The sequence below is a fragment of the Geobacillus lituanicus genome, assembly GCF_050994965.1.
GTDB lineage: Bacteria > Bacillota > Bacilli > Bacillales > Anoxybacillaceae > Geobacillus > Geobacillus stearothermophilus.
Genome location: NZ_CP194773.1, coordinates 1,859,043 through 1,884,845, shown reverse-complemented (window position 1 = coordinate 1,884,845; position 25,803 = coordinate 1,859,043). Strand labels below are relative to the sequence as shown.

The window sequence follows — 25,803 nt, the reverse complement described above, 5'->3', positions numbered from 1 at the left end:
TTTTAGCATCCGAGTTGGCGGGCGATGACGAGACGCTGGATTTCCGATGTGCCTTCGCCGATTTCCATGAGCTTGACGTCGCGCAAGTGGCGTTCGACTCCGTATTCTTTCATATAGCCGTAGCCGCCATGGATTTGGATCGCCTGGTTGCAGACGCGAAACCCCATTTCCGAGGCGAACAGCTTGGCGAACGATGCTTCTTTTGTAAACGGTTTCCCTTGATCCTTCAGCCAGGCTGCTTTGTACACCATGTTGCGGGCAAGCTCAATTTCCATCGCCATATCAGCCAGTTTAAATTGAATGGCTTGAAACTTGGAAATCGACTGACCAAACTGGACGCGCTCTTTTGCGTATTGAAGCGCTTTCTCAAACGCCGCTTGCGCAATGCCGACCGCCAGCGCGGCGATCGAGATGCGCCCGCCATCAAGCGTGTACAAAAACTGTTTAAACCCTTTTTGCGGGTCGCCTAAGACGTTTTCTTTCGGCACGCGGACGTTCTCAAAGACAAGCTCGCACGTATTGGACGCGCGCACGCCCATTTTGTCGTAATTCGAACGAATCGTAAATCCTGGGGAGTCCGTTGGCACGATGAGAGCGGTGATGATGTTTTTGCCGCGCGCATCTTTGCCTGTCACGGCGGTGACAATGACTTGCCGCGCGTATTGGGCGTTTGTGATCCAACATTTTTCGCCGTTGATGACATATTCATCGCCATCGAGCACCGCTGTTGTGCGCGTGCCCCCAGCATCGGACCCGGCGTTCGGCTCCGTGAGCCCAAAAGCGCCAAGCGTCTCGCCTTTCGCCATCGGCACAAGCCATTTTTGCTTCTGTTCTTCCGTCCCGAAGTAGTAAATCGGGCTCGCTCCGAGCGACACAGCGGCCGCATAGCTCAACCCGGTGCCGCCGCAGGCGCGGCCGATTTCCTCAACGGCGATGGCGTACGAAATCGTATCGCCCCCAGCGCCGCCGTACTCTTCCGGAAACGGCAGGCCCAACAACCCCAACTCGCCCATTTTGCGAAAGACATCGAGCGGAAAATGCGCTTCTTCATCCCATTTCGCCGCGTATGGGGCAATTTCCTTCTCAGCAAAGTCGCGAACCATTTCTTTAATCATTTGTTGTTCTTTCGTCAATGAAAAATCCATGTTCTCCCTCTCCCCCATAGAAAATGTTCTATCATTTGAACCGACTAGTCGGTTTTAGTAAGAAAACGAGTGTAAACGGTTTTGATTTTTTGAAGCGTTTTCAAAACCGACTAGTTGGTCTGTATACGATCAACAAGTTATTCGGCGGCCGGCCGCAACAAAAACCGCGCCGCCGCTGGGTTTTCTGGTGTGCGGAGCACCGCATGCAAAATGAAATCGGCAAAATACGCCGCGATCTCCTCAATGGACAGCGGACCGTCCGGATTGTACCATTTGTATGTCCAGTTGACCATGCCGATAATGGACATGCCAGTAATCTCCACCGACAGCTCCGGACGAAATTCCCCGGCTTCAATCCCCTCGCGAATGACTCGAAAAATGATTTGCTTGAACTCTTCGCGCTTTTCATTGATCGGTTCAGCGTATTCCGGTTTTAAGTACGTGCTTTCCTGGTAAAACACGGTGATGTGTGGTTTATATAAATGAAACACTTTGACAAACGACTGAACGATGGCGTACAAGCGCTCGGTCGGCGTCGAACAGCTTTCATACGCTTCCTGCGCCTTCGTCAGCGCATACGTGATAAAGACGTCATGGATATGATACAAAAGCTCATCTTTTGATTTAAAATTATGGTAAAACCCGCCTTTCGACGTATCGCTTTCCGCGACGATGCGGTCGACCGTCACGCCGTGGTAGCCATATTTCTCAAACAAATGAAGAGCGGTGTCGATAATGCGGTCTCGAAGCGGTTTCTCTGCCATAACAGTCTCCTTCGCCTGAACTGTAAAACATTTCGAAAAAAGCAAAATCTTCTTCTTGTTTATTAAGATACTCGACAGTTGCAGCCATTGTCAACAAAAATCGTTCCGGCGCCCGAAAAATGGAGGCGTCTTTCGCCGCACATCGTCCGATCGGCTGCGCGAGCCCTATCCCCTAGCCGCACGAACTGAAACAAAACAGATGACCTATACATAACCACGGCCGTTTTTCCAAAAGATAAAAACCGGAGGTGGCTTCCATTGGAACCGATGCTATGCCCAAACTGCAAAACGAACCGGACGCGGTTTCATCTCATTGAGCAGCATCCGCGTGCGGTCAAGCTCGATCCGCACACCGGCGACATCGAGCATGAATACACAAATGAAGCGCTCGAACCGTTCCATCTCCCGTACCGCGGCCCGAGCTACCGCGTCCAATGCGGCGTCTGCGGGCTGATCGAAGATGCGGACATGTTCATTCAGCGCGCAAAATCGTCTCCATTGAGGTGATTCGATATGGCGAACAAAAAACAAACACCTTCTTCCATCGTAGACCAAAAACAGCTCGTCAACGACAAGGCAAAAGCGATGCAAGAGCGCGGCGACGAGCACATTCGCCGCGGCACGCCCAACGGCGCAGACGGACAATAACCGCCAGCCTGCTTTTGTACACAAGCAAGCTGGCGGGACTTCCGCCCTTCTAACGGTACATCGCCCACAATCCGATATCGCGAAAACCAAGGCGATGGTAAATGCGGCCGGCGTCTGGATTGTCATAAAACAAGCACGGCATCTTCCCTTCAGCGAGCAAATCGCAAACGAGCTTCGCCACGATGGTGCTGGCATACCCTTTCCCTCGATGCTCCTGATCCGTGCAGACGCCGACGATCATCGCCGACAATGAGTTTTCCGCTGATGTCGATGCGGCGGCCACCATTCGGCCGTCTTGTTCAATGTAGTACGTTCTAGCTGAATTGGTTTCCATCCCTTTCACCAGCATATCGCGGGACGACGGCCTCGTTTCAAATTCGGCAATGCGGCGCCGCAAGTCGAGAATCCGGTCGACATCGGCCAATTCGGCTTTTTTGACGGCGAACGCCCCCATTTCTTGACGGGCGTATTCATCCGTCCGACACTCGCAAAAGTAAAGCGTTCGCTTCTCCCCAAGCGGCAGCCGCTCTTCGAACTGCCTGGCAATGTCCGCCTTGCCGGACAGCTGGATGGACGATGATGGGGCTGTCTCGCGGATGAGACGAGCAAAGCCATCGGCATCAAAATCGCCAGGCGCGTACGGAATGTAGGAATCGTAATAACGGAGCAGCACCGCCTTCAGCGAGCCGGCATCGTCAAACTGCCCCCAAACGTCTTGGAAATCGGCGTCATAGTCAAACGACTCAATATCGCCGATGATAAATAAATTGAACGACGGATCTTGCCGCAAAAACGAAAATACTTGTTGATCGTCTTCGGCCGTTAACCGGCGAATCATAGAATTCCCCCGCTTTTCGAATGATATTTTTTCCATTATACTATGAATCATCCCTGTTGCCAATGGCATTTGTGGCGTCAGAGTCAGTCAAGACTTTGTGGAGAACATTTTTTCGGTTCACTACGGGTGTTGTCAATCACTAGTTATAGAACCATTTTCAGGAATTAATATCGTAAGCGCTTTCGGACTCTCATCCCTCATCTTGAAGTGATGATATTGTATTCCATTTTTTTACACCCAACCACCATCCCGGAGCGCCGACAACGCTTGATGGATCGGCGTCCCGGATGACCGCTGCAGACACGGTAGATTCTGACGCACCACATCTGCCCATAACCGTCCGGCCTTCCGTTTGGCCTGTTCGATCCGCTTGGACTTTGTTGAGGCCGAGACGGCCGACTGGGGCTCTTGCTCCTCCCACCGTCCCTTTCTCCACCCGATCCCGTCGATTCGGGCCGCCATCGCCCTCAGAAACGCCCGAAGCCCTTGGTCTTTCCAGCTGCGGCGGGATTTCACCCGATGCGCAAACCGGCTCATCACGCTCTCGGCGTGGCCCATCGGACGCATGCCGGTCGTCTCCACCCCTTGCTCCGACAGCCACTCCCGATAGTCCCGGATGCATCCCGGCATCGACTCGATCCGGCGAATCAAGGCGGCCAGCTGTTGTTCTTTGCCTTCGTCCTCCAACGTGCCGACCGCGCTGTTCAGCTCCACGAGAAGCCCCTCTTCGTCTTGTTTCGCCAGCTTCTTCCGCACCTCCCGCCAACGCGGATGGCCGGACAGACACTGACGCAGCTCCCGCGCCACATGAAATCGATCCAGCTGAAAGCACGCCCGCTTCCCAAAATACTCCCGGCAGGCTGTGATCCACGACGCCGCGTCGCCGTTGATGATCAAAAGGTCCCGGCACGGGTCATAGGCATATTCGTTCATCAGCCACTCCTCAAACCGTTCCCACACGTCTCCCGCCCCTTCATGGAGGTAGTGGCGCCGGTTCACGAGCTCGAGCTGCGAACCGTTTCGTTTCCATCCCTCGTGAACCGCCAGGATTTTCTCTTCTTTCGCCCGTTTCCCTTTCCCCTGGCGGGAAATGAACAGCCCATCCGCCTCCACAAACAGCACTCGGCCGTGCCGTTGGGAAACAGGGTGGTGCAGCGAGACAGGGGCCTCCAGCACCAGTTGGCGAATCGCCTCGTGGCTCATGACCGCATACCCCACGATCGACTCCAACGTACGGGCCGCTTTGCGGTAGGAAGAGCACTCTACGGCCAACTCGACCGCCGTTTCCTCGAGGCAAGGACTGATCGATCGGGCCCCATCAAAGCCTAATTCGGCATCCAGCAAGAAGGTATAGTTCCCCGTTTGCCGGTCATAGTAGTAGTTCCGTCGAAACGTCACTTCTCCAAACAGCGTTTGGATCGTAGTCGGCCGTTTGTCTTTCAGCTGATACCGGCGCTTGTCCCGCGCTTCCGCCAGTTGTTGATCAATCTCCTCCAAAAGGGCCGCCAACAAGACAGCGAACACCTTTTGAAGAGTTCTGACTAATTGTTCCTCCAGCTCTTTTAATAAAGGCCATTCTGTGGTAAGATGTTTCATGGACTCTCTCCCTCCTGTTTTATGGATGTTGGTCATCACCATCATAGCAGGGAGAGAGTCCTTTTTGCATGACATTTGCTTTTTTCTACCGCGCTTCGCTTGGTGGCCCCGACGAGCGTCGCGAACAAAAGTTCGCAACCCTCGTCGGGGAATCATTCCTGAATGTCACCCACAAATATTTTACTCACACGTGGCGTCAAACCGAGAGGACTGCCGATGCCCCTAAGTCTGCATCGGCCAACTGCAAAGAAAGGAGGAAGCCCGCTCTCAAAAAAGCGAGGCGACGATGCCGATGAAGTTTATCTTAATTAGGCGAGAAGACTCCCACTTCAACGAAGCGAAGCGGAGTAAGTGGGAGATGAATCGCCTTAACTATATTTTGCTGAAAATAGGATAGATTCAGTAAAATATAGTATAATATAGTTAGATGGGAGGTGAAAAAATGTATTTTTGTATCAAACAACAGCTAAATGGTTTGACCAAAGAAGAATACTTGACTCTTCGAGAACTGTGCCATATTGCCAAGAACATGTACAACGTCGGATTGTACAATGTCAGACAATACTATTTTGAACACAAGGAATTTCTTAATTATGAGAAAAACTATCATCTTGCAAAAACTAACGAAAACTATAAGCTGTTAAACAGCAACATGGCACAGCAAATTTTAAAAAAGGTCAATGAAGCCTTTAAATCTTTCTTTGGTTTGATCAGTCTTGCCAAACAAGGAAAATATGACCACAAGGCTATCAGTATTCCAAAATATCTTAAAAAAAATGGCTTTCATTCACTGATCATTGGCCAGATTCGTATAGACGGCAACAAATTCACGATACCGTATTCTCGCCTATTTAAAAAGACTCACAAGCCTATCACGATAACGATTCCGCCTGTGTTACTGGACAAAAAGATTAAGCAGATTGAAATCATTCCTAAGCATCATGCCAGGTTCTTTGAGATTCAGTACAAATATGAAATGCCTGAAGATCAAAGAGAATTAAATGACCAAAAAGCACTGGCAATTGATTTAGGATTAAACAATTTTGCCACTTGTGTCACATCAGACGGCAGATCATTCATCATTGATGGGCGGAGATTAAAAAGTATAAATCAATGGTTTAACAAAGAAAATGCCAGACTTCAAAGCATAAAAGATAAGCAAAAAATCAAAGGCACCACTCGTAAACAGGCTTTGCTTGCTATGAATCGCAATAATAAAGTGAATGATTATATCAACAAGACTTGCCGTTACATCATTAACTACTGTATTGAAAATCAAATTGGCAAACTTGTCATTGGCTATGCGGAAACATGGCAACGCAATATTAATCTAGGAAAAAAGACAAATCAAAACTTTGTCAATATTCCTCTCGGTAACATAAAAGAAAAACTAGAATATCTTTGTGAATTTTACGGCATTGAATTCTTGAAACAGGAAGAATCATATACGTCTCAAGCCAGCTTTTTTGACGGCGATGAGATTCCTGAATATAATGCCGACAATCCAAAAGAATATAAGTTCAGCGGCAAACGTATTAAGCGCGGCTTGTATCGAACAAAGTCTGGCAAACTAATTAATGCTGATGTCAATGGCGCATTAAACATCTTAAAGAAAAGTAAAGCTGTAGACCTGAGTGTCTTATGCTCTAGCGGCGAAGTGGACACGCCTCAAAGAATAAGGATTGCTTGAAGCAGTCAAACTTCTTTGGAAGCCCCCACTTCAAATTTTCGCTAGAAAATTAAGTGGGGGTAGTTCACTGACGATCTGTACGAATACTATAAAGATCGACTGACCGGAGATGAAGAAGACGCCGAAGCGGTGGCGATGTCGATTTTGGATGAACTCGACCGCCGCGATGTGCTCAAGCTGATCGGTGAGATGACTGATGAAGAGCTGCTTGGCATGTTCGGTTTGTATGTCCTGGAAAGCTTGAAAGCGAAAATGGCCCGCGAAGGCCTCGGCGCGACGCGGCCGCAAGATGCGCCGCGCGTGCATTGACAAAACAAAACGGCTGTCCCCCATGTCATAAGGAACAGCCGCTATGTTGGGCAAATGATGGTTTCGTATTCATTTGGCAGCCCTGTGAACATGATTTCGAAGACGGCTTTTCCACTGTTTGCTTAACAGACAGTGGCGAAACACAAACCGTTTTCCCATCGCGCGCTCATCGGTAAAACTGTACATCGTAGCCTTCTTTCAACAACACTTGGTAGATTTGCTGAATGTGGTCTTCGTTTTTTGTCTCGAGCGAAAAGTGAATTTCCGCCTGACCTGGCAGCACCTTGGCGCCGATGCGCTGATGGTGAATCGACATCACGTTTGCCTCAAGCTCCGCAATAATGCGCAGCAGCTTGTTCAACTGGCCCGGCTTGTCGGAGATGACCGTTGTAAACGTCACAAACCGGCCCGCTTCGACAAGCCCCCGCTCAATGATGCGGGAAATGAGCGTCACATCGACGTTGCCGCCGCTTAAAATGGCGGCGACTTTTTTGCCGCGAAACGGCAGCTTTTGATACAACAATGCCGCCAACGGACAAGCTGCCGCCCCTTCGATTAACAGCTTGTTCCGCTCGAGCACATACAGCATCGTCCGCGAAATTTCCGCCTCTTTCACGCATACAACGCCATCGACGTATTGCTCAATGTATTGGTACGTAATATTGCCCGGCTTTTTCACGGCAATCCCATCGGCGATCGTATTCGATGCGGCAATGGAGACGGGCTGTTTATGGCGTATGGCCGCCGTCATGCCGGGGCAAGCCGATGACTCAACGCCGTACACTTCAACCGACGGCTTCAGCTGTTTTAACGTAAGCGCCACCCCCGCAAGCAACCCGCCGCCGCCGACCGGACAAAGAACGACATCGACGTCGGGAAGCTGCTCGATCAGCTCTAAGCCGATCGTCCCTTGGCCGGCCATCACCGCCAAGTCGTCAAACGGATGAACAAATGTCATCCCCCGTTCACGTTGCAACTCTAATGCATATTCCAAAGACTCGTCAAACACATCGCCGTACAGCACGACTTCCGCCCCGTAGCTTTTCGTCGCTTCAATTTTGCTGAGCGGCGCCCCTTTCGGCATGACAATCGTGCAAGGAATGCCGAGCATGCCGCTTGCGTAGGCGACCCCTTGGGCGTGGTTGCCGGCCGAGGCGGCGATGACGCCGCGCGCCCTTTCTTCTTCCGTGAGCGACATAATTTTATTGAATGAGCCTCTCACCTTAAACGAACCTGTTTTTTGCAAATTTTCCAGTTTCATATACACGTCATTGCCGGACAGCCGGCTGAACGTCTGCGAATGCTCAAGCGGCGTTTGGTGGACGATGCCTTTCATTTTCGCTCGCGCTTGTTCAATGTCTGTTAACGTCAACATCATCAAACCACCCTTTCCGATCGGGCGACCAGTTCTTGTTCACCCCGCTTTATTATATACAAAACATTTCATCACCGACAAATGTTGCTTTTCTTTAGTTGGTTTTGGATTATTTTTAGCATATAGTTTTGTTGCATAAAATCATGTTCAACAAACATCGCTGCAACCCGCTTCCTTTGTCAAACCGTTTGAACGTTGGACTTGTCCCAAAACATCAGAGTGTTTCTAGGGGAAGAGCTGTCTATGGTCTGTTCTTTTTCTTTTGTGAATATTGTTTATTTAGAACATTGTTCTATAGATTTGGCCAATTGCCAACGGGAAAAAGCGGCCAAAAAGATCGGCGATAGGCAAACGCGAGGGAATTTGCTAATATGAAAGAAAAGCATTCGGAAGACGAAAACTCGTTGAACAGCTCGGCGCCGAAACAGTCGGTTTTCACCTTGGGCGCGAGGTCGTCACAATCGACATCACGGCGGGTGCGCTGACGGAAGCAGACATACTGGCAGTGGAAAACCGGGCCAACGAACTCATTTACGCGAATCTCCCGGTCGAGACGTATTGGGTGACGCCGGAAGAAGCAGAACGGATGCCGTTTCGCAAGCGTCCCGATGTCCAAGGTTCTGTCCGTGTTGTCGAGATGAAAGGGATCGATTTGTCGGCGTGCTGCGGCACCCATGTGAAACGCACGGGCGAAATCGGCGTGATCAAATTGCTGAAAGCAGAGCGCCATCGCGGCATGACGCGTCTTTCCTTTCTTTGCGGCGGCCGGGCGCTTGCCGACTACCAGCAAACCCACCGCGTCGTGCAGGCGGCAGCAGGTCGGTTCGGGACAAGCCGCGATCAGCTGCTCGACGTGATCGCAAAATGGGAACAAGAGAAAAAAGAATGGGAAAAACGGCTGCGCCAATACGAGGCAATCGTCTTTGCCGTCGAAGCCGAACGGGCCGCCGCCGAATCAGGACGTGCAGTGATTGGCTGTTACGACCAATATGGGGCAAAAGAACTGCAAATGATCGCCCGTCTGATCGCCGACCGTTATGGCAAAACCGCGCTTCTCGCCTCCACCTCCGATTGGCGCGCCGTGATCGCCAAAGCACCGTCTTCCTTGCTCCATGCAGGGAACTGGCTGAAAGAACAAGCCGCCCTGTTTGGCGGCAAAGGGGGCGGCAACGAGCGGCAGGGGCAAGCTGCTTTTCCGTCCCTTGAGGCGCTTAGCCAGTTCCTTTCCCGCGTGGAAACGGCAGGCATCGATTGACGGCTCCTGCCCGCACCGCCCGGTTGCTTCGATTCGTTTCGTCCTCCCGTCGGATCGATGTGATGTCCCCCATAGCCAACGGAGGGCGGTTTTTGTAAAATGAAAAACGAAATGTGCAGCTAAGGAGTTTGAAGAGATGAACGATCGACTCGTACAATCGCAAATCGAAGAGCTCGAACGAAAGCTGCGCGCTTATGAGCGGCTCATCGAAACGCTTCCGTTTCCGTTCACCTTTGCCGATTACGAAAGTGGAATCGCCATCGAAAAAAAGCGCGGCAACGTCCGGCCGCACCTTCGCACCATTCCACCGTCCCTTGAAAAGGAAGCCAAATGGCAGTGGGATATTGACTTGTATCACGACGTACCGTTTGAAAAAGTGGAAGCCTTTTTGACGCCGTTGCTCGATCTCGTGCCGCACCATATCGTTTTTGTCGACGACAACGGGATCATCACGCTTTGCAATTTGCAGGCGGCCATTGACACGGGCGTCGAGCGCGACGCCATCATCGGCAAACATATTCGCGAGCTGCTGAAGCTGCCTGACGAGCTGATCGCAACGCTCGAATCGCTTGAAAAAGGCGAGCCGCTCTACAATCACGAGGTGCTCGACCGATTTTACGGCATCGTCAACACCCGTTTTATTTACAACGATGACGGATCGATCAAACGAGTCATCAGTATGTTTCAGTCGCTCAATATGATGAAAGAAACGGAAAAGCTGGCGGTCGCCGGCCGCATCGCCGCCGGCATCGCCCATGAAATCCGCAATCCGCTGACGACGGTGCGCGGCTATTTGCAGCTGCTCAAAACCGAGCTGCCAGACCGGATCGCCTCGCTCGTCGAACGCCTGCTCATTCCTGAGCTTGACCGGGCAAACGGCATCATCACCGACTTTTTAAACATCGCCAAGCCGGCGGACGTGAAGATGGAAACGTTCCGGCTGCACCGTTTTTTGCGCGACGATGTCGGCGTTCTGCTGCAGAGCGAGGCGTTGCTGCACAGTGTGAACGTCCATTTTGACCTCGACGAACAACTGGACGATTACGAAATGAGCGGCGACCGCCGCCAGCTTTTGCAAGTGTTTTTAAACTTATTCCGCAACGCTGTGGAAGCCAAAGTGGCCAAAACGATGAATGTCACGGTGAGCAGCCGGAAAGTGAACCATATCGTCCAGCTTCGCTTCTGCGACGATGGGCCCGGCATTCCGCCGTCGGTCATCGACCATGTTTTCGATCCGTTTTTTTCAACGAAGGAAACGGGAACTGGGCTCGGCCTGTCGTTATCGAAAAAAATCGTCGAACTGCATCGCGGGACGATGAAAGTGCAAAGCGATGCACGCGGCACTTGTTTTTTGATCGAATTTCCGCTTTGCAGCCAACCGCCGTTTCTTTCGTCGTAAATTGCTTCCGAAGAGGGAGGCCATCCCGGCTTCGGAAGCGATGAGGTTGATGATTTAGAACAATGTGTCACTTTATCATGAAAAAAGGGGGAACGATTATGACCACGCCCGCTCCGCCCAACGGCAAATGGCGGCGCTTGTTCGCCTTGTTTCTTCCCATTTTTGTTTCGCAAACGGGCCAATATGCCATGAACTTTGTCGATGTCGCCATGTCCGGCCACGCGAGCGCCGAAGATCTTGCCGGCGTCGCGATCGGCTCCAGCTTATGGGTGCCGGTGTGGACCGGCGTCGGCGGCATTTTGCTCGCCTTGTCCCCGATCGTCTCGCATCATCTCGGCGCCGGACGCCATGACTCAATCGCCCGCGCCGTCACCCAGGCGCTCTACTTGACTGTCGCGCTTGCCGCCGCCATTGTCATGGCCGGCGCCGCTTCTGTGCCGTTGATCTTGAAACAGATGTCTTTGGACGAAAACGTTCGGCATATCGCCTTTCATTATTTACGCGCCTTGTCGTTTGGGATCGTCCCGCTGTTTCTTTATTCTGTGCTCCGCTATTTCATCGATGCACTTGGGCAAACGAACGTGACGATGTGGATTACGCTCACCGCCTTGCCGATCAATATGCTGTTCAACTGGCTGTTGATTTACGGGCATGGCGGGTTTCCGCGCCTTGGCGGCATCGGCACCGGCTATGCGACAGCGATCACGTACGCATACTGCTTCGCGGCCGCTGCCTTTGCCGCGGTGAAATTTCGCCGTTTGTCTCCCTATCGCGTGCTCGTCCGTTTTTACCGTCCGTCATGGGCCGCATGGAGAGAGTTGCTGAAAACCGGGGTGCCGATCGGATCAGCCATCTTTTTTGAAACGAGCATTTTCGCTGCGGTGACGCTGCTTGTCGGCCGGTTTGGCGCCGAAACAGTCGCTGCCCATCAAAGCGCCCTCAACTTCGCTTCCTTGTTGTATATGATTCCGCTCAGCTTATCGATGGCGCTGACGATCGCCGTAGGCGTTGAAGCTGGGGCCAACCGTTATGAAGCGGCCAAACAATATTGCCTGATCGGCATCACCCTCGCCTTGGCGGTCGCTGCCGCCGCTGCATTGTTTCTTTCCATCTTCCGCGGCGATGTTGCTCGACTGTATACAAACGATCCGACAGTGGCGGCGTTGACGGAGAAGTTTTTGCTCTATGCCATCTTCTTTCAAGTTTCCGATGCCATCGCCGCTCCCATCCAAGGAGCGCTGCGGGGCTATAAAGAGGTAAGCGCCGTTTTTTGGTCCGCTCTTCTCGCCTATTGGGGCGTTGGCCTTCCGCTTGGCTGCGCGCTCGCTCTCTTGACTGCCGCCGGAGCGTTCGGCTATTGGATCGGCCTGATCGCCGGATTGGCAGCAGGTGCTCTGTTTCTCAGCTTTCGCCTGCGGGCCGTTTGGCGCAGACATGACAGCGGGCGTGCGCCGCTCGCCTCCTAAACGGCCGCTGCCCAAACACGGGCTGTTTTTCCTGAACCGAAACACCGCATAAATCGTTGTTTGCGCATATGCAGTCATAGGAAAAGGTGTCCCGCTCCTTTTGGGACACCTTCGCTTTTCATACAACGCCATTCATCCGCCCGACCAACCATGCAGTGATCGTTTTTATTTTTTTATTTTTCCCCCTGCGGCGACGGCTGCTGTTTCATATACGCGAGCACGTCAAGATCGATTTTCCCTTTTTCCAGTTCGCGTTCCTCAAAGTTTTCTGTATGTATATACGCTGTCAGCGCTTCGTGAAGCGCCTCGCTGTCGGCGGCGCGCTCTTTCGGCAAGTAGCCGAGCCGGATCAAGTGGGCAGCCGCCTCTTCCTTGACCGCGCCTTCCATTACAGCCACTTTTTCGGGGCGCGGTTTCTCAAAATAAAGCTGGCGCAGCTCATACAGGCGAATGAGCTCCTCGATCGGCCGCGGGTGGTCGTCAACGCGCAAATCGATATAGCGGTCATTGTACCCGCCATAGCCGCCCCTTTCTTTCACAACGAGCAAGGCAGCCGACTGTTGCCCGCGGCGGTCGCCCCCCGCCGCCTGACCAGCTTGAAGCGCCTTTAGCAATCGCTCGGCGAGCGGCCCTTTGGCCTGCTCGAATGTTCTTCCCATCGCCAGCACCGTTTCCTCCCCGGCTAAAATATTGCCTTGCGCTGCATAGTTCGGTCCGGTAATGCCGCCCGCCCACGGGTAACATTTTTTTCCGGTGAACGTTGCTGCCCGTCCTTTCGCATCCACGATGCCGACCTGGCGCAAATCGCGCTCGCTGTCATCGGCAACGAGCAACTCAAGCGTTTCTTGCGCCGATTTCCCTTGTTCCATCCATTCGAGGCCGCGTGGGCCGTATGACGTGTTGGCATATGACTGCGTCGCCACGGCGCCGACGCCCGCTTTCGCCCACGGAACAACCGCACCAACGCCTAAAAATTTCGATTGAACAGCGATGCCAAGCTCCCCGGTCGCCGGATCGAACGCGACAATCGAAAACGTCGCGACGATGTCTTTTGCAATATGTGTCATTTCCCCGTCCTCCATATGCTTTCCATTTTCTCATCGTTTATGATTTCTCCACTTCCTTTCGTTGTCCCTGCCTGTTCACAAAAAAAGCGGGGGAAACAGCCGTTGCCCGGCCGTCTCCCTCCGCATGCCCATCATCCGCCTATCACCATGTTGCCCCGACGATAATGAGCAAAATAAACAAAACGACGATCAGCACAAAGCCGTAGCCGTAGCCGCCATAACCCGGATAACCGAAGCCATAGCCGCCCCAGCCGCCATAAAAGCCGTATGTCATATTCGTCACCTCCTTGCTAGCAAGTAGGGTTCGTTAGTACACCCAACCACCGATACATGCGCATCCGACAATAATCAACAAGATGAACAGAACGACGATCAACGCGAATCCGCCGCCGTAAGCTGCACCCATTTGCCAGCACCTCCTTTGTTTTTGTACTAGTAGACTATTCACAAACCAGGAAAATGGTTAGGGGTTTCGGCAAAAATAGGTATTTGCCGTAAAAACAAAAAAACGGCCCGTTCTCGGACCGCTTTTATGCTTTAAGCGAACTTCGCTTCCATTTTTTCTGCCCTGGCGCTTGCTTGATTTGAACAGCGGAAAACAAAATAAGCGCCGTCCAGATGCAGCTAAACGCATAAAAATGCGCTTTCGTAAACGGCTCGCCGAACAAAAAGACACCAAGGAGAAGACTGATCGTCGGCGACTAGCCGCACTGTTTGACCCGTCTTCCCCTTCTTTTCCGTCCGGCTTCCTACCAGGCGACACATACACAACCGACAATAATCAACAAAATGAACAAAACAATGACGAGCGCATAACCGCTGCTGACCAAACTGCTCATGGCGGACACCTCCTTGATCCCGTTGACGGGACCATCATATGCGTCCGCCCGCCCAAACGACCGGGCCAACGCCCATTTTTGCAAGCTGGCGCCTATTTTTCTTTCGTCCCAGTCTCCCCCCACCAACCTTTGCGCTTAAAATACAGGGCAATGAGGACGGCGACGGTCGCCATCAGCAGCAGGGCGAACGGATACCCGTACCGCCATTTCAGCTCGGGCATAAACGAAAAATTCATGCCGTAGACACCGGCAATAAACGTCATCGGCAAAAATATGACGCTCACCAATGTCAACGTTTTCATAATGACGTTCATATGATCGGATTTGAGCGACAGTTGCAAATCGAAAATGGCGGACAATGATTCCTTAAATGCGTCGAGCGCCGCCGGCACGCGGGCGAAACGGGAGGCCACCTCATCGATGTATGGATTCGTTTCCGCGTTGATGTACGGCAGCTCGGCATGGCGGATCGTTTTGATCGCCTCTTCCTGCGCTTCGGCCACTTGCCGCAGCTCATGAAGATGGGTTTTCATCCGGTAAATTTCACGCCCGATTTCATTGGCGAACGGCGTCGCAAACACTTGCCGCTCAAGCGCCTGAATGCGGTCGGCGATTTGGTCGATCACCTGCAAAAAGCGAGTGACGGCTAAGTCCAGGAAATGGTAAAGAACATATCCAGGGTACAGCGCCTGATCGCGATGATCCAACAGCCGTTCTTTCACATGGCCGATAAACGGGTCATCTTCATCCATATAACTGATGATATGCCGCTCGGCGGCAAGCAGGCGAATGTTCGCCGTTCGGCCGGACGGACGGATGATAAACAACGATACAAAAAGGAATCCTTCGTACTCATCGACCAGTGGAATGTCTGTTCCACCTATAAGCCGTTTTCGGGCGAGCGGATGAATCGACAGCGAGGAGAGGAGCCGTTCCAAATCCGGCTTGGCGGCGGCGGTGAAATGAAACCAGCACGACTGGCCGCCCGCCGGCGCATGCCGTTCGTATATTCCGCCAAGCGGCAAGCGGGGGCTCGGATGGATGGCCATACACGAGTCTCCTTTCTAACTGATGCGTTTATTCGTATTGTTTGCCGTTTGCCGAAAAACTACTCCTCGCCGGCCGCCGAAAAAACGGCCGGAACATCGGCGCAGCAACGCCGCCCCGTGCCCGCCGAAAGCCGCTTTTGTCCGCCGAATGGAACGATGCCTTAACAAAGCAGGAGCGTCCATCGGACGGCAGCATTCGAAAAAAAGGAGGACCATCCCTCCCTCTTGATCGGCAGGCGGTTGGGGCGCGACGGCCGCGCCCCCGTTTGCTTGGCCTCCGCTCAGCGCACCGCTTCCGGCTCCACATGAACGTGCGTCGCCCGGATGTTATGCCGTTTTTTCATTAAACGCTCGACCTCGTCGGCAATTTCATGGCTTTTCACTACCGTCAACTGCGAATCGACGCGGATGGTTACCTCGAGCACAACGTCATTGCCGAGCATGCGCGCCTTAATGTCCGCGACATCGCGCACCCCGCTGACCGCAGCGATTTCTTGCCGGTAAATGGCGAGCTTTCTTTCATCAAACCCGTCGGTCAACGCATGGGCCGTTTCCATAAACACCTCCCACGCCGTCTTGCAAATGAGCACACCAATGACGAGCGCCGCCAACGGGTCGAGCCATGCCCACTCAAGATGCGCGCCGACAATCCCAAGCGCGGCGCCAATGCTGACGAGTGCATCCGATAAGTTGTCTTTCGCTACGGCCGCCAGCGCCATGCTGTTCGTCCGCCGCGCCAGCCGCACATTGATGACATAGATGATGAACATCACTGCTGCTGAAGCAAGGGCGACCGCTGCCGCCAGCCAATCGGGGGCGGCCTCCCTCCCGCCGCCAAGAAGCGTGCGGGCGCCGTCTGTAATCACATCAATACCGATGGACATCATCAAAAAAGCGGCCAACAGCGAGGAGATGTTCTCCGCCCGCGAATGTCCGTACGGGTGGTTGCAATCACGCGGTTTTTTAGCGATTTTCATGCCGATATAGACTGCCGAGGAAGCGATAATATCACTCAAATTATTCCAACCGTCCGCTTCCACCGCATCCGAGCCGAACACCGCCCCAGCCAACAGCTTGCCGGTCGAAAGGAGAAGATAGACGAAAATGCTCAGCAGTGCGCCCGCCTCGGCTCCTTGTTTTCGATCCACTTTCTTCACCAACCTAGCCATCTCATTCTTGCACGTATCAGTGTACCAGCTTGAAGCCGGTTGGGTCTACAGCAAGAAAATTTCCTTTTTTCATAAGAATAGGGACAAGCAAATTTTTTTGTCTAAAGGCAAAATCGAGCGCATTTGCGTATGATAAACCAAGTCGAAACAAAAAAAGGAGAGGAACAGATGTCTGCATATTTAGACTGGTTGGCGGACATGGGGATCGATGGCGCTCACCCAGGCGGTTTTGAGTTAACAAAACAAATCTTACGTAAACTTAAGATCGACCGTTCGACATCCGTGCTTGACGTCGGCTGCGGCACCGGACAGACGGCGGCTTATATCGCCGAACAGTACGGGGCCAACGTCACCGCCATCGACATCCACCCGACGATGATTGCCAAGGCGAAACAGCGTTTTGCCTCCAAGGCGGTCTCAGTCCGTTTGCATCGCGCCTCGGTCGAAGCGCTCCCGTTTCCCGCCGGGACGTTTGACCTTGCGCTTTCTGAATCGGTGCTTGCTTTCGTTTCATTGCCAAACGCGCTCGCCGAAATCCGCCGCGTGCTCAAAAACGATGGCCTATTCGTCGGCATCGAAGCATGCCATAAGCGGCTCACCGCCGCCGAGCAGCAGCGGATCGCCGCGTTCTACGGCTTCAAGCGGCTGATGACGCCCGGCGAATGGAAAAAAACGCTTGAACAAAACGGATTCCGCTGCCGCCATTTCTTTTACAAAACGGCGGCGGAGGCGGCGGGCGAAGGGGCGCCGGCCGTCATCGTCTTCCCGACGACGCCGGAGATGGCAAGCATGTGGCAGAAGCATCAGCAGCTGACAGCGCAATTTGCCGACCGGCTCGGGTACTGCGTGTTTTGGTGTGAGACATAGGGGCTGCAACAAACGAACACGGGTGCTGACTCAAAAGCCCCTTTTTGATGAAATGGAACCGAAAGTATGTAAAAAAGAGACCACCTCTGAAACCCTTGGCTTTACCGGGTTTTTCGTGGTGGTCTGTTTTTCCATGCTGCCCTAGATAGAAGCATTGCCGCTCTTTTGGGCCAGCCCCGTCTTTACACTTTTTTTACCGCTTGAAAATATTCTTCCATTGTCATGCCGCGCTCTTTCATCACGGCGGCGGCCTTCCGCCCGACATAGCGAAGATGCCACGGCTCATACTTGTAGCCGGTCACCGCTTCCTTCCCTTTCGGATAGCGGATGATAAACCCGTATTCGTGCGCGTGGGCAGCGACCCACTGTCCTTCTTTTGTCGCCCCGAACGCCTCGGTCAGCTGGCAGCCGATCGACCGGCTGCTAATGTCGACTGCAAGCCCTGTCTGGTGTTCGCTTTGTCCCGGGTGGGCGACGGCCTGGACGGCGTTTTTCTCCCCTTTTTGCCGCACCTCCTCCGCAAAAATCACCTTCTGCCGCTCATACGACCGGTAAGCGGACACCGCGACAAGCTCGATGCCATCGCGGCGGGCGGCGGCAAACATTTCTTCGAGCGCGGCGGCCGCCTCGGCCCGCATACGCCGCTTTTCTGCATTCGGGTCGGCAAACGAAAACGGCACGCGCGGCACAACCAAATCGGCCGGCTTGTAACCGGACGGAAGCGACTGCTCTTTATTGACGAGCACCAAAATGTTGTCCGGATTCATAATGACCTTTTGGCCGTTTCGCACCTCGATGACGTTCCAATATTTCGCTTCAAGCTGCAAATCCGGGTCAACCGGCCGGTTGAGTTCCTCTCGTTCATGAACGCTGGGCGGCGCCGTATGTTCCGCCGGCTGCCCGGGCGAGCCGGCCGCGCCGCCGTCACCGCTTCCTCCCGTTTGGCAGCCAACGAGCAACAGGCACATAAGCGCCGCCGTTTGCCAACGCTGATTCATTCATCTTCCCCTTTTCTGTTTCCCGGGGCGCACCGAACAGCCGCCGCATCATCAGCTGCTGCGAACCGCCGCTTCGAGCGCCACCTCGATCATTTCGTTAAACGTCGTTTGCCGTTCTTCGGCTGTCGTCTCCTCGCCGGTTAAAATATGGTCGCTGACCGTCAGCACCGACAGCGCCCGGCAGCCGAATTTGGCCGCCAACGTATAGAGCGCCGCCGTTTCCATCTCGACGGCCAATACGCCGTAGCGCGCCCACGTTTCCCAGTTTGGTTCGTCGTTGTAAAACATGTCGGCGGTAAAGACGTTGCCGACTTTGAGCGCCAATCCTTTTTCCATTCCAACGTCGTATGCCGTCCGCAGCAAGTGGAAATCCGCCGTCGGCGCATAATCGCGGCCGCGGAAAATGAGACGGTTCATGTTGGAATCGGTGGATGCGCCGATCGCCAAAATGACGTCACGCACGCGCACATCCGGTTGAATGGCGCCGCATGTTCCGACGCGGATGAGCGTCTTTACTCCATAGCTTTGGATCAATTCGTTGACATAAATCGAAATGGACGGCACTCCCATCCCCGTCCCTTGGACGGAGACGCGATGCCCTTTGTATGTCCCCGTAAATCCGAACATGCCGCGCACTTCATTGTAGCACACCGCCCCTTCCAAAAACGTCTCGGCAATGTATTTGGCGCGCAGCGGGTCGCCCGGCAGCAAAATACGTTCGGCGATGTCCCCTTGTTTGGCTCCGATATGTACGCTCAAACTCGATTCCTCCTTATGACTTCGAACGGTTATGGTTCGGCCATGCCCTTGTTTATCATATCATATGTTTGCGGAAAATGGCAGTCTTGCTTCGAGTAGCTTGAGCGAAAGGCGGGCATACTATTCGTGCCCACACGGCGGGAAAGGAGGAAAGACGGTGAAAAAGAAACTTGAGCAGGCGGTGGAGTACGCCAACAAAACGAATCCATCCTCAAAAGCGAACAACCAGCCGTCAACGTCCAAAAAAGAAAAAACAAAATTTTAAGGGAGAGCTGCTCTCCCTTTTTAAGACGTTTTCGAACGATAATCATCGCGATAGCGACGCGCAAGATACCTTTCGTTGATATACAGCACCTTTTTGTCTTTGCTGCGCGTATATTTTTTCTCGCGCCCGCGCCGCCTGGCGAGCAGCCAGCAGGCGAACAAATAAAGCGGCAGGACAAGCTGCGTTGTTCCGGCAAATACATACCAAAATCCATCGATGTCGGCCAAATCACGCAAGTAGACGCCGATGCCGCTCAGCCGATAATAGGCAACCGCAACAATGGCCGCAATGATGACGATATTGGCCGCATGGAGAACAGGAACGTTTCTCCAGCGAAACAAAACGCGCTCCACCTGCTCTTTGAGCCAAAGCGACGCGGCGATCGAGACGACGCACAGCAACAGCGCCAGCGCCAATGCGGCCATATTCCGTCCCCCTCCCAGTTCCCTTCAGTCTCCGCTCCGCCCGCCCGGCGCCGCCTGCAAACATTTTCCGTCGATGAACCGCCCTTTTGCCGCATACACTAACGACAACGACAGTTCAAGGAGGGAAAACGATGGGCAAAAAGCATCGCAACCGCATCAACGGGCAGAAAAAGAACAACCATATTCCAAAAGAGGCGTTGATCGCCGAAGACGCAGCGCACGCCAAGGAATACTCGGCCGCCGGCGGCCGGAAAAACGGCCCGGGCCATCACGACAATCCCGAATCGTAACAAACCCGGAGAAACCCTTGTGCCGCACAAGGGTTTCTATTTCGATCAGGGCTTCGACGGCTCGACTTCGTCCCACGCCAGTGTGACGACTTTCGTATAGTCTCCGCGCTCAATCTCCTCTTCCGTCGCCTTTTCGTTCAACACTTCATCATCGTCAATTCCCGGCGCTACCGTCGGCGTGTCGCGCCGTTGTCTTTGCTCTTCCATCTGATCCGCCCCCTTTCCTTTCTTATCCGTTCCCTAAACGGCCGGGCTTTATTCGATGTTATCGCTATTATACCATCCCCAATCGGTTGAAGGCGACTGTATTTTTGAATATTCCGTCAACAGACAAGCTGGCGTTCCACCCGTTTCCAGTCATCCGGGCAGAGGCGGTAGTACGTCTGTCCTTTCCGCCCTTCGTCAATCAAGACAATATCGCCGGTCCCCATAAACCGGATGCCGATTCGCCCGCTCACCGTGCTGCGCCGCCCGCTCGAATACGTTTATCGCTCATTTTTATACCGTCATCCCGTTCGCATTGCCGATGCTCGTTTGTTCTGCCGCCTTTCCGTTTCAAGGTGCGAACGCCCGAGCGACGACGAGGCGGCGGCCGTTGCTATGATTCGGCAGAAAACGGCGGAGCATAACCTCAACAACATCACGCGCACAGCCGCCTATTTCACGTTTTTTGAACGCCACCCAGAAGTGCATTGGGCATTTTTGGCCCATCTCGTTTCGCGCAACGGCGGCTGGAACATGACCGACTTGCGCGGCAGCCTGCTCCCGTTGTTGCTGTCGGAAAAGACGATCGCACCCCTTTTTTTGTTTTTGGAACGGGCCAACGCCCTCATTTTTCACGATGCGTATCCGCAGCTGCTACTGTATGAAGAAAGCAAGCGGAGAAGACGGGCGCCGCCTTTACAGCCCCCGTCTTGAGGCAGCTTGGCCGGATCTCACCCATTCTTTTGACGATCGGCGCGACTGGTTCACCGACGACACGATCATGCGGGCGCTCGAGACGCTTCCGCTTCCGGCCTCAGGCGAGATGACCGACCGCTACGAGCGGCATTTGGCCATGATGAAAGCGGCCGCCATCGCGGCGGCCGAGTAATTGTAAAAACGACGACGGTTACTCGTCGTCGACATCAATCTCTTCGTCGATAATGCATTTTTCCAGCAAATAGTCAAACGTAATATCCGCGAGCTCTTCCAGTTCCTCCTGCGTCGGCACAAAGCCGCGGCGGATGAGCTGTTGGTAAAAAAATTCGGCGATCTCCTCCGTATCAATAATCACTTCAATCTCCTTCACTCCATCTCGCCCCCTTTGTAATGTTGTATGTCGCCGCCTTCCGTTTTATGTCAAAAATCATGTTGTACTACTTTTTCCGCTTCCTTCATACCATATGTACCAATAAAACAAAAAAATACGGAGGCGGAACAAAATGGACAAGCTGACGATTGCAGATAAAATAATGGAAACAATTGTTAACAGAATGGCTGCGTTCGTCCTCTTCGCCGGCATTCCCTACTTTCTCTTTGTTCTTTGTCAGTTCCTATTATGGTAGTTTACAATCGTTTGCAACCGTTGAACAACCGTTTCCATCATTCGTTTGTATTGGTCATCGCCGAACCATTCATACAGCGCTTTGTAGTCATTGTACATATCAAGCAGGTCGTCAACCGACGGCCCACTCTTTTCGCCGGCGGACGGCAGCGCGATCGAGGCCTTCATCGGCGCGGCGATCACGATATCTTGCACGAGCGTGACGGACGTTTCGTCCCCATCGGCCAGCGGAATCATATCTTCGAGATGGACTTCAATTTCCCAGCCGTCCGTCAGCCGTTTCAATTCATAAATCGTCTCTTCCCATCCTTCCCCATAATAGCGGTAAATTTCTGTCCGCACTCCAACGACTTTGAACAATTGGCCGCCATAATCGCGGACGCGGACAATTTCGCCAAGGAAAAACGGCAGCTCAATTTCAATTTCTTCGGCAATCCACAAATCGCCGGTAAATTCAGACAACAACACGAGCGTCTGCTCAGCAAACAGGCTATGGCCATGGTTGATTTCGTACAAAAACGTGCCGTCTACTTGCTGAATATCGGTGACGGTTCCGACTGTTCCGTACAATGTATTGACGACGATATCGCCGACAGAAAATTTCGGGCGTTTCGGCGCGCTCATTGGCATCTCCCACCCTTGTTGAACAAATGGTTAGTATAGTATATGCATGCATACAAGGGTGGACACCTTTGCCAGCGCGGAAAAACGATTGAAAGCGCTGTCAATATTCGGAGCAAAACCCTCTTCCATGTTATGCTTCGTGTAAAAACTGCTCCCATAGTTCATCAAAGAGAACCATGCTTTCCAAATAATCGCCATGCACCTCCAAATACCCGCTGAGCTCCTCGTAGTCGGCCGATCCTTTTGGAAAGCTGTGGTCATCGTACGCCCCGTTCGCAAACCGGACGATTGGATCTTCTTCACACCCGTGGCGGAAGCGCAATAAGTAACGATAAAACGATCTTGCCATGTTTCCCCATCCTCTTCCTTTCTCTTTGTTGCTATTATAATGAGCTTTTTTCTGTTTGTGAAGCTTTTTTTGCCGCTTGTATTGCCATCGTACGCGCCACGTTCGCGTTTCATGCCAACCATCGGGCCGCTGTTTCCATAAAATCCCCGTCCTTCTAGAGGCCGTTTCCAATGACCGATCCCGGACTAGCCATATGAAAAAGGGCTGACCCAAAAGAGCGGTAATGCTCCTATCTGGGGCGACATAGAAAAATAGACCACCACGAAAAACCCGGTAAAACCGAGGATTTCAGAGGTGGTCTCTTTCACATACTTCGGTTACATTTCATCAAAAAGGGACTTTTGAGTCAGCCCCCATAGCCATCAAGTTAAGAAAACAGGAATAAATATATGCCTGATTTGACCATCCTTTTGAAGACCTCATAATGTCTTAGAAAGGGTGGTTTTTTTGAAGACGTCCTTATCTCTCCGAGAAGAATGGCATTGTTTTTTAGACGGATTAAGAAGCGTGTTATCGTGCGAAGAACTTGAACATATGGCCCGAGATCATCAATTTATTCAACGAAAGGGGAAATTACGCGCCCATGATTTTGTGGCACTTTGCACATTTCTCCAGGAAGGAGGCGGTCAAAAATCATTGGTGCAGCTTTGCAGTGCTCTAGCTCTCAAGCAAAACACCTTTCTGAGTGCGGAAGGGCTCAATCAACGGTTTAATGAAAAAGCGGTGAGTTTCCTCAAAGCGGTGTTTGAAAAACTGCTCATTCATCAGACTCAGGAAGCCCGTCACTTATGTCAAAGACATTCGCTGTTTCGCCGGATTCGCATTCTCGATTCCACGTCGTTTCAACTGCCTCCTGAAATCCGGGGGATTTACGAGGGATGTACGGGGCCTGGGGTGAAAATTCAGCTAGAATATGAATGGCTAGAAGGGAAGTTTCTCCATGCGGATGTCGAAGATGCCCGTCATCACGACGCCGCCTACGGAGCGTCCCTTCTATCGACCATCCAAGAGGGAGACCTTTGTTTGAAAGACTTAGGCTATTTTTCGCTTGAGGGATTGCAAGCCATTCATGACGCCGGAGCCTTTTATATTTCCCGGCTCAAACACAATGTAGGGATTTACCAAAAAGAAGGAGACCGATTTCGAAAATGGGAACCAGAGGATTTCCTTGCGGTGTTACAACCCGGAGAAACCATGGAACTGGAACATGCGTATGTCAGTGGAAAGAAAGTTCATCAACCGCGGCTCATTGTGTATCGGCTGACCGAAGAACAGGAGCGACAGAAGGAAGGACAATGGAAACAGAAGGCGAAACGAAAAGGGGCCGCGTACGTGACGCGACGCCCCCACTCAATATATGTATATATCACCAATATTCCAGCGATTTATACCTCTTTGCACGACATTCATACGCTGTATTCTCTTCGCTGGCAAATTGAAGTGGTATTTAAGACATGGAAATCCCTGTTTCACATTCATCGATTCAAACCGATGAAAGGGGCTCGCTTTCAGTGCCACCTGTATGGAACGTTGATTGCCTTATTGATCAGCTCCACTGTCATGTTTAAAATGCGGGAATGGCTCTATCGAAAACAGAAAAAGGAATTGAGCGAATATAAGGCGATGAGTATGATCAAGGAGTTCGGTATGGATTTCTTTCAAGCCTTATGGTGTTCTGAGGCGTTAGTTGTCCAACTCCTTTTAAAACTGTGTGACATCATCGCTCAACACGGAAAAAAATCAAGGCGTTATACAAAAAAGAGCGCTTTAGACATTATCGAGAGTTTGGTCATCATGCCGGTGTCATAAGAAATTCCCGCCTCATATACCATGAAAAAAACCTTCTATAGGGAAGGTGTATTTGGCATGCCTATCTTTATATATTCTCACGGTCACAGCCTCCAAAGATGAAAAGTGAAGCCTTGGAGCTACTCGCTCCAAGGCTTCACTTGATGGCTATGGAGTCAGCCCCGTCAACCGTTACACCACCCCGGCGGGCGGTGCTGGGGCAAATTCAATTTCAAATCCGAGATCTTCAAGCATTTGATAATCGGCCGCCTTTTCCTGCCCGGCCGTCGTCAAATAGTCGCCGACAAAAATCGAGTTGGCGGCATACAGCCCGAGCGGCTGAAGGGAGCGCAAGTTCACTTCGCGTCCGCCGGCGATCCGGATTTCTTTCGTTGGATTCATATACCGGAACAGCGCCAACACTTTCAAGCAATAGCGCGGGTTTAGCTCGTTCGTGCCGGCCAGCGGCGTTCCGTCGATCGCATGCAAAAAGTTGACCGGAATGGAATCCGCGTCGAGCGTCCGCAGGCTGCGCGCCATCTCAACGATATCCCGCTTTGTTTCCTTCATGCCGACAATGACGCCGGAACACGGCGAAAGACCCGCTTCTTTCACCGTTTCCACCGTCCGCACCCGGTCGTCGTATGTATGGGACGTCGTAATGTTCGGGTGGTGCTGTTTTGACGTGTTAATATTATGGTTATAGCGGTCCACGCCCGCCTCCTTCAGCCGCGCCGCCTGCTCCGGCTTTAAAATCCCCAGGCAGGCGCACACTTTCAGCCCGAACCGCTCTTTAATTTCCTTGACCGCGGACACAACGGTGTCGATCTCCTTATCGCTCGGCCCGCGGCCGCTCGCCACAATGCAATACGTTCCGATGCGCAGCCGGTGCGCTTCTTCCGCTCCGCGGAGCAGCGTCTCCTTATCAACCATTTTGTACGTTTTCACGGGCGCCGTCGCTACGGCCGACTGGGAACAGTAGCCGCAATTTTCCGGACAGAGACCGGACTTAGCGTTAATGATCATATTCAGTTTTACCTTGTTGCCATAGTACGCCGAGCGGATGCGGTATGCCCCTTGCAAAAGAAGGAGCAGCTCCTCGTCCGGACAATCCAATATCGCCAGCGCTTCCTCGTCGGTCAGTTCATGGCCGTCGAGCACTTGTTCAGCCAAATGAAGCCAATTTGCCATCGTTCCTCTCCCCTTTCCACATCATTACATTTATCGTAACGAATCGGGCGATTGATTGTCAACCTAAATTGGTTTTAAGTTTACTTTTCAGA

Annotated in this window: 31 protein-coding genes and 2 pseudogenes; 12 read left to right on the top strand and 21 right to left on the bottom strand. The window is 52.5% G+C overall.

Features of this window, described 5'->3' with window-relative positions; translation table 11 throughout:
* Nucleotides 1-2 precede the first annotated feature (2 nt).
* Together ACR1UW_RS09485 and ACR1UW_RS09480 are read right to left on the bottom strand one after the other, a co-directional pair.
* Nucleotides 3-1,145, bottom strand: coding sequence for an acyl-CoA dehydrogenase (locus tag ACR1UW_RS09485; RefSeq protein WP_044743976.1), 1,143 nt, complete (start codon nt 1,143-1,145; stop codon nt 3-5).
* A gap of 137 nt (nt 1,146-1,282) precedes the next feature.
* On the bottom strand, nt 1,283-1,909 hold the full coding sequence (locus ACR1UW_RS09480) for a TetR/AcrR family transcriptional regulator (RefSeq protein ID WP_063329931.1): 627 nt from the start codon (nt 1,907-1,909) through the stop codon (nt 1,283-1,285).
* Nucleotides 1,910-2,167: 258 nt separating this feature from the next.
* Between ACR1UW_RS09480 and ACR1UW_RS09475 the strand changes: the two genes are divergently transcribed.
* Both ACR1UW_RS09475 and ACR1UW_RS09470 read left to right on the top strand, forming a co-directional pair.
* Nucleotides 2,168-2,416: a hypothetical protein gene (locus ACR1UW_RS09475; protein ID WP_013145420.1), complete on the top strand. Its 249-nt coding sequence runs from the start codon at nt 2,168-2,170 to the stop codon at nt 2,414-2,416.
* 6 nt (nt 2,417-2,422) lie between these two features.
* Nucleotides 2,423-2,557 carry a hypothetical protein gene (locus tag ACR1UW_RS09470; RefSeq protein WP_498661960.1) on the top strand — a complete coding sequence of 45 codons (135 nt, stop codon included), beginning with the start codon at nt 2,423-2,425 and terminating at the stop codon, nt 2,555-2,557.
* A gap of 49 nt (nt 2,558-2,606) precedes the next feature.
* On the opposite strand, the gene ACR1UW_RS09465 is transcribed toward ACR1UW_RS09470, so the two are convergent.
* Together ACR1UW_RS09465 and ACR1UW_RS09460 are read right to left on the bottom strand one after the other, a co-directional pair.
* Nucleotides 2,607-3,395: a GNAT family N-acetyltransferase gene (locus tag ACR1UW_RS09465; RefSeq protein ID WP_498933051.1), complete on the bottom strand. Its 789-nt coding sequence runs from the start codon at nt 3,393-3,395 to the stop codon at nt 2,607-2,609.
* Nucleotides 3,396-3,626: 231 nt separating this feature from the next.
* Entirely contained in the window at nt 3,627-4,991 is a 1,365-nt protein-coding gene (locus ACR1UW_RS09460) for an ISLre2 family transposase (RefSeq protein ID WP_498932867.1), read from the bottom strand.
* A gap of 442 nt (nt 4,992-5,433) precedes the next feature.
* On the opposite strand from ACR1UW_RS09460, the gene ACR1UW_RS09455 reads away from it, so the two are divergent.
* Nucleotides 5,434-6,681 carry an RNA-guided endonuclease InsQ/TnpB family protein gene (locus tag ACR1UW_RS09455; protein ID WP_074044839.1) on the top strand — a complete coding sequence of 416 codons (1,248 nt, stop codon included), beginning with the start codon at nt 5,434-5,436 and terminating at the stop codon, nt 6,679-6,681.
* 75 nt (nt 6,682-6,756) lie between these two features.
* Nucleotides 6,757-6,990 carry a DUF6154 family protein gene (locus ACR1UW_RS09450; RefSeq protein ID WP_160270667.1) on the top strand — a complete coding sequence of 78 codons (234 nt, stop codon included), beginning with the start codon at nt 6,757-6,759 and terminating at the stop codon, nt 6,988-6,990.
* 166 nt (nt 6,991-7,156) lie between these two features.
* On the opposite strand, the gene ilvA is transcribed toward ACR1UW_RS09450, so the two are convergent.
* Nucleotides 7,157-8,365, bottom strand: a complete 1,209-nt coding sequence (ilvA, locus tag ACR1UW_RS09445) for a threonine ammonia-lyase (protein WP_237420272.1) — start codon at nt 8,363-8,365, stop codon at nt 7,157-7,159.
* Nucleotides 8,366-8,870: 505 nt separating this feature from the next.
* On the opposite strand from ilvA, the gene ACR1UW_RS09440 reads away from it, so the two are divergent.
* The 3 genes from ACR1UW_RS09440 to ACR1UW_RS09430 all read left to right on the top strand — a co-directional run bounded on the left by ACR1UW_RS09440 (nt 8,871) and on the right by ACR1UW_RS09430 (nt 12,485).
* Nucleotides 8,871-9,620 (top strand): DHHA1 domain-containing protein, encoded by a 750-nt coding sequence (locus ACR1UW_RS09440; protein ID WP_498933049.1) that lies wholly within the window; start codon nt 8,871-8,873, stop codon nt 9,618-9,620.
* 136 nt (nt 9,621-9,756) lie between these two features.
* Entirely contained in the window at nt 9,757-11,019 is a 1,263-nt protein-coding gene (locus tag ACR1UW_RS09435) for a two-component system sensor histidine kinase NtrB (protein ID WP_160269382.1), read from the top strand.
* A 98-nt stretch (nt 11,020-11,117) separates the two neighbouring features.
* A complete protein-coding gene (locus tag ACR1UW_RS09430; protein WP_498933047.1) occupies nt 11,118-12,485 on the top strand; it encodes an MATE family efflux transporter in 1,368 nt (455 codons plus the stop codon).
* A gap of 173 nt (nt 12,486-12,658) precedes the next feature.
* On the opposite strand, the gene ACR1UW_RS09425 is transcribed toward ACR1UW_RS09430, so the two are convergent.
* The 7 genes and pseudogenes from ACR1UW_RS09425 to ACR1UW_RS09395 form a co-directional block, all read right to left on the bottom strand.
* Entirely contained in the window at nt 12,659-13,552 is an 894-nt protein-coding gene (locus ACR1UW_RS09425) for a DUF1028 domain-containing protein (protein ID WP_498933045.1), read from the bottom strand.
* 142 nt (nt 13,553-13,694) lie between these two features.
* Nucleotides 13,695-13,826, bottom strand: coding sequence for a YjcZ family sporulation protein (locus tag ACR1UW_RS09420; protein ID WP_095859317.1), 132 nt, complete (start codon nt 13,824-13,826; stop codon nt 13,695-13,697).
* A gap of 33 nt (nt 13,827-13,859) precedes the next feature.
* The gene (locus ACR1UW_RS09415) at nt 13,860-13,958 is read right to left on the bottom strand and encodes a YjcZ family sporulation protein (RefSeq protein WP_011231081.1); all 99 of its coding nucleotides are present in this window, start codon (nt 13,956-13,958) and stop codon (nt 13,860-13,862) included.
* 124 nt (nt 13,959-14,082) lie between these two features.
* Nucleotides 14,083-14,253: pseudogene (locus ACR1UW_RS09410) on the bottom strand (EamA family transporter RarD); the annotation flags it as partial.
* Between the two features lie 48 nt (nt 14,254-14,301).
* Nucleotides 14,302-14,391, bottom strand: coding sequence for a YjcZ family sporulation protein (locus tag ACR1UW_RS09405; RefSeq protein WP_080706518.1), 90 nt, complete (start codon nt 14,389-14,391; stop codon nt 14,302-14,304).
* Between the two features lie 92 nt (nt 14,392-14,483).
* Nucleotides 14,484-15,440: a magnesium transporter CorA family protein gene (locus ACR1UW_RS09400; protein ID WP_100659762.1), complete on the bottom strand. Its 957-nt coding sequence runs from the start codon at nt 15,438-15,440 to the stop codon at nt 14,484-14,486.
* A 281-nt stretch (nt 15,441-15,721) separates the two neighbouring features.
* On the bottom strand, nt 15,722-16,609 hold the full coding sequence (locus ACR1UW_RS09395) for a cation diffusion facilitator family transporter (protein ID WP_498933041.1): 888 nt from the start codon (nt 16,607-16,609) through the stop codon (nt 15,722-15,724).
* Nucleotides 16,610-16,777: 168 nt separating this feature from the next.
* On the opposite strand from ACR1UW_RS09395, the gene ACR1UW_RS09390 reads away from it, so the two are divergent.
* Nucleotides 16,778-17,476 carry a class I SAM-dependent methyltransferase gene (locus tag ACR1UW_RS09390; protein ID WP_498933039.1) on the top strand — a complete coding sequence of 233 codons (699 nt, stop codon included), beginning with the start codon at nt 16,778-16,780 and terminating at the stop codon, nt 17,474-17,476.
* 182 nt (nt 17,477-17,658) lie between these two features.
* Here ACR1UW_RS09390 and ACR1UW_RS09385 read toward each other — a convergent pair whose 3' ends face one another.
* The 3 genes from ACR1UW_RS09385 to ACR1UW_RS09375 all read right to left on the bottom strand — a co-directional run bounded on the left by ACR1UW_RS09385 (nt 17,659) and on the right by ACR1UW_RS09375 (nt 19,923).
* Entirely contained in the window at nt 17,659-18,474 is an 816-nt protein-coding gene (locus ACR1UW_RS09385; protein ID WP_237420267.1) for a M15 family metallopeptidase, read from the bottom strand.
* A gap of 51 nt (nt 18,475-18,525) precedes the next feature.
* Entirely contained in the window at nt 18,526-19,233 is a 708-nt protein-coding gene (gene deoD / locus ACR1UW_RS09380) for a purine-nucleoside phosphorylase (RefSeq protein WP_033009203.1), read from the bottom strand.
* A gap of 285 nt (nt 19,234-19,518) precedes the next feature.
* Nucleotides 19,519-19,923 (bottom strand): hypothetical protein, encoded by a 405-nt coding sequence (locus tag ACR1UW_RS09375; RefSeq protein WP_033009204.1) that lies wholly within the window; start codon nt 19,921-19,923, stop codon nt 19,519-19,521.
* A 131-nt stretch (nt 19,924-20,054) separates the two neighbouring features.
* Here ACR1UW_RS09375 and yoyE point away from each other — a divergent pair, with 131 nt between their 5' ends.
* Nucleotides 20,055-20,213 carry a protein YoyE gene (gene yoyE / locus ACR1UW_RS09370; RefSeq protein ID WP_017437412.1) on the top strand — a complete coding sequence of 53 codons (159 nt, stop codon included), beginning with the start codon at nt 20,055-20,057 and terminating at the stop codon, nt 20,211-20,213.
* A gap of 45 nt (nt 20,214-20,258) precedes the next feature.
* Here yoyE and ACR1UW_RS09365 read toward each other — a convergent pair whose 3' ends face one another.
* Both ACR1UW_RS09365 and ACR1UW_RS09360 read right to left on the bottom strand, forming a co-directional pair.
* Complete coding sequence (locus ACR1UW_RS09365) at nt 20,259-20,420, bottom strand: hypothetical protein (protein ID WP_498933036.1); 162 nt, start codon at nt 20,418-20,420, stop codon at nt 20,259-20,261.
* Nucleotides 20,421-20,536: 116 nt separating this feature from the next.
* Nucleotides 20,537-20,671: a hypothetical protein gene (locus tag ACR1UW_RS09360; RefSeq protein ID WP_412459067.1), complete on the bottom strand. Its 135-nt coding sequence runs from the start codon at nt 20,669-20,671 to the stop codon at nt 20,537-20,539.
* On the opposite strand from ACR1UW_RS09360, the pseudogene ACR1UW_RS09355 reads away from it, so the two are divergent.
* Together ACR1UW_RS09355 and ACR1UW_RS09350 are read left to right on the top strand one after the other, a co-directional pair.
* Nucleotides 20,652-21,104: pseudogene (locus ACR1UW_RS09355) on the top strand (DUF2515 family protein); the annotation flags it as partial. The gene ACR1UW_RS09360 and the pseudogene ACR1UW_RS09355 overlap by 20 nt on opposite strands.
* Nucleotides 21,079-21,306: a DUF2515 family protein gene (locus tag ACR1UW_RS09350; protein WP_235468503.1), complete on the top strand. Its 228-nt coding sequence runs from the start codon at nt 21,079-21,081 to the stop codon at nt 21,304-21,306. The pseudogene ACR1UW_RS09355 and the gene ACR1UW_RS09350, both read left to right, overlap by 26 nt.
* Before the next feature lie 18 nt (nt 21,307-21,324).
* Here ACR1UW_RS09350 and ACR1UW_RS09345 read toward each other — a convergent pair whose 3' ends face one another.
* The 3 genes from ACR1UW_RS09345 to ACR1UW_RS09335 form a co-directional block, all read right to left on the bottom strand.
* Nucleotides 21,325-21,504, bottom strand: a complete 180-nt coding sequence (locus ACR1UW_RS09345; protein ID WP_033015276.1) for a YozD family protein — start codon at nt 21,502-21,504, stop codon at nt 21,325-21,327.
* A 237-nt stretch (nt 21,505-21,741) separates the two neighbouring features.
* Nucleotides 21,742-22,383, bottom strand: a complete 642-nt coding sequence (gene yodN, locus ACR1UW_RS09340) for a germination protein YodN (protein ID WP_498933033.1) — start codon at nt 22,381-22,383, stop codon at nt 21,742-21,744.
* 130 nt (nt 22,384-22,513) lie between these two features.
* Nucleotides 22,514-22,732, bottom strand: a complete 219-nt coding sequence (locus tag ACR1UW_RS09335) for a YozE family protein (RefSeq protein ID WP_033015279.1) — start codon at nt 22,730-22,732, stop codon at nt 22,514-22,516.
* A 447-nt stretch (nt 22,733-23,179) separates the two neighbouring features.
* On the opposite strand from ACR1UW_RS09335, the gene ACR1UW_RS09330 reads away from it, so the two are divergent.
* Complete coding sequence (locus tag ACR1UW_RS09330) at nt 23,180-24,541, top strand: IS4 family transposase (RefSeq protein WP_429902050.1); 1,362 nt, start codon at nt 23,180-23,182, stop codon at nt 24,539-24,541.
* Between the two features lie 171 nt (nt 24,542-24,712).
* On the opposite strand, the gene bioB is transcribed toward ACR1UW_RS09330, so the two are convergent.
* A complete protein-coding gene (gene bioB, locus ACR1UW_RS09325) occupies nt 24,713-25,711 on the bottom strand; it encodes a biotin synthase BioB (RefSeq protein ID WP_237420264.1) in 999 nt (332 codons plus the stop codon).
* Between the last annotated feature and the right edge of the window lie 92 nt (nt 25,712-25,803).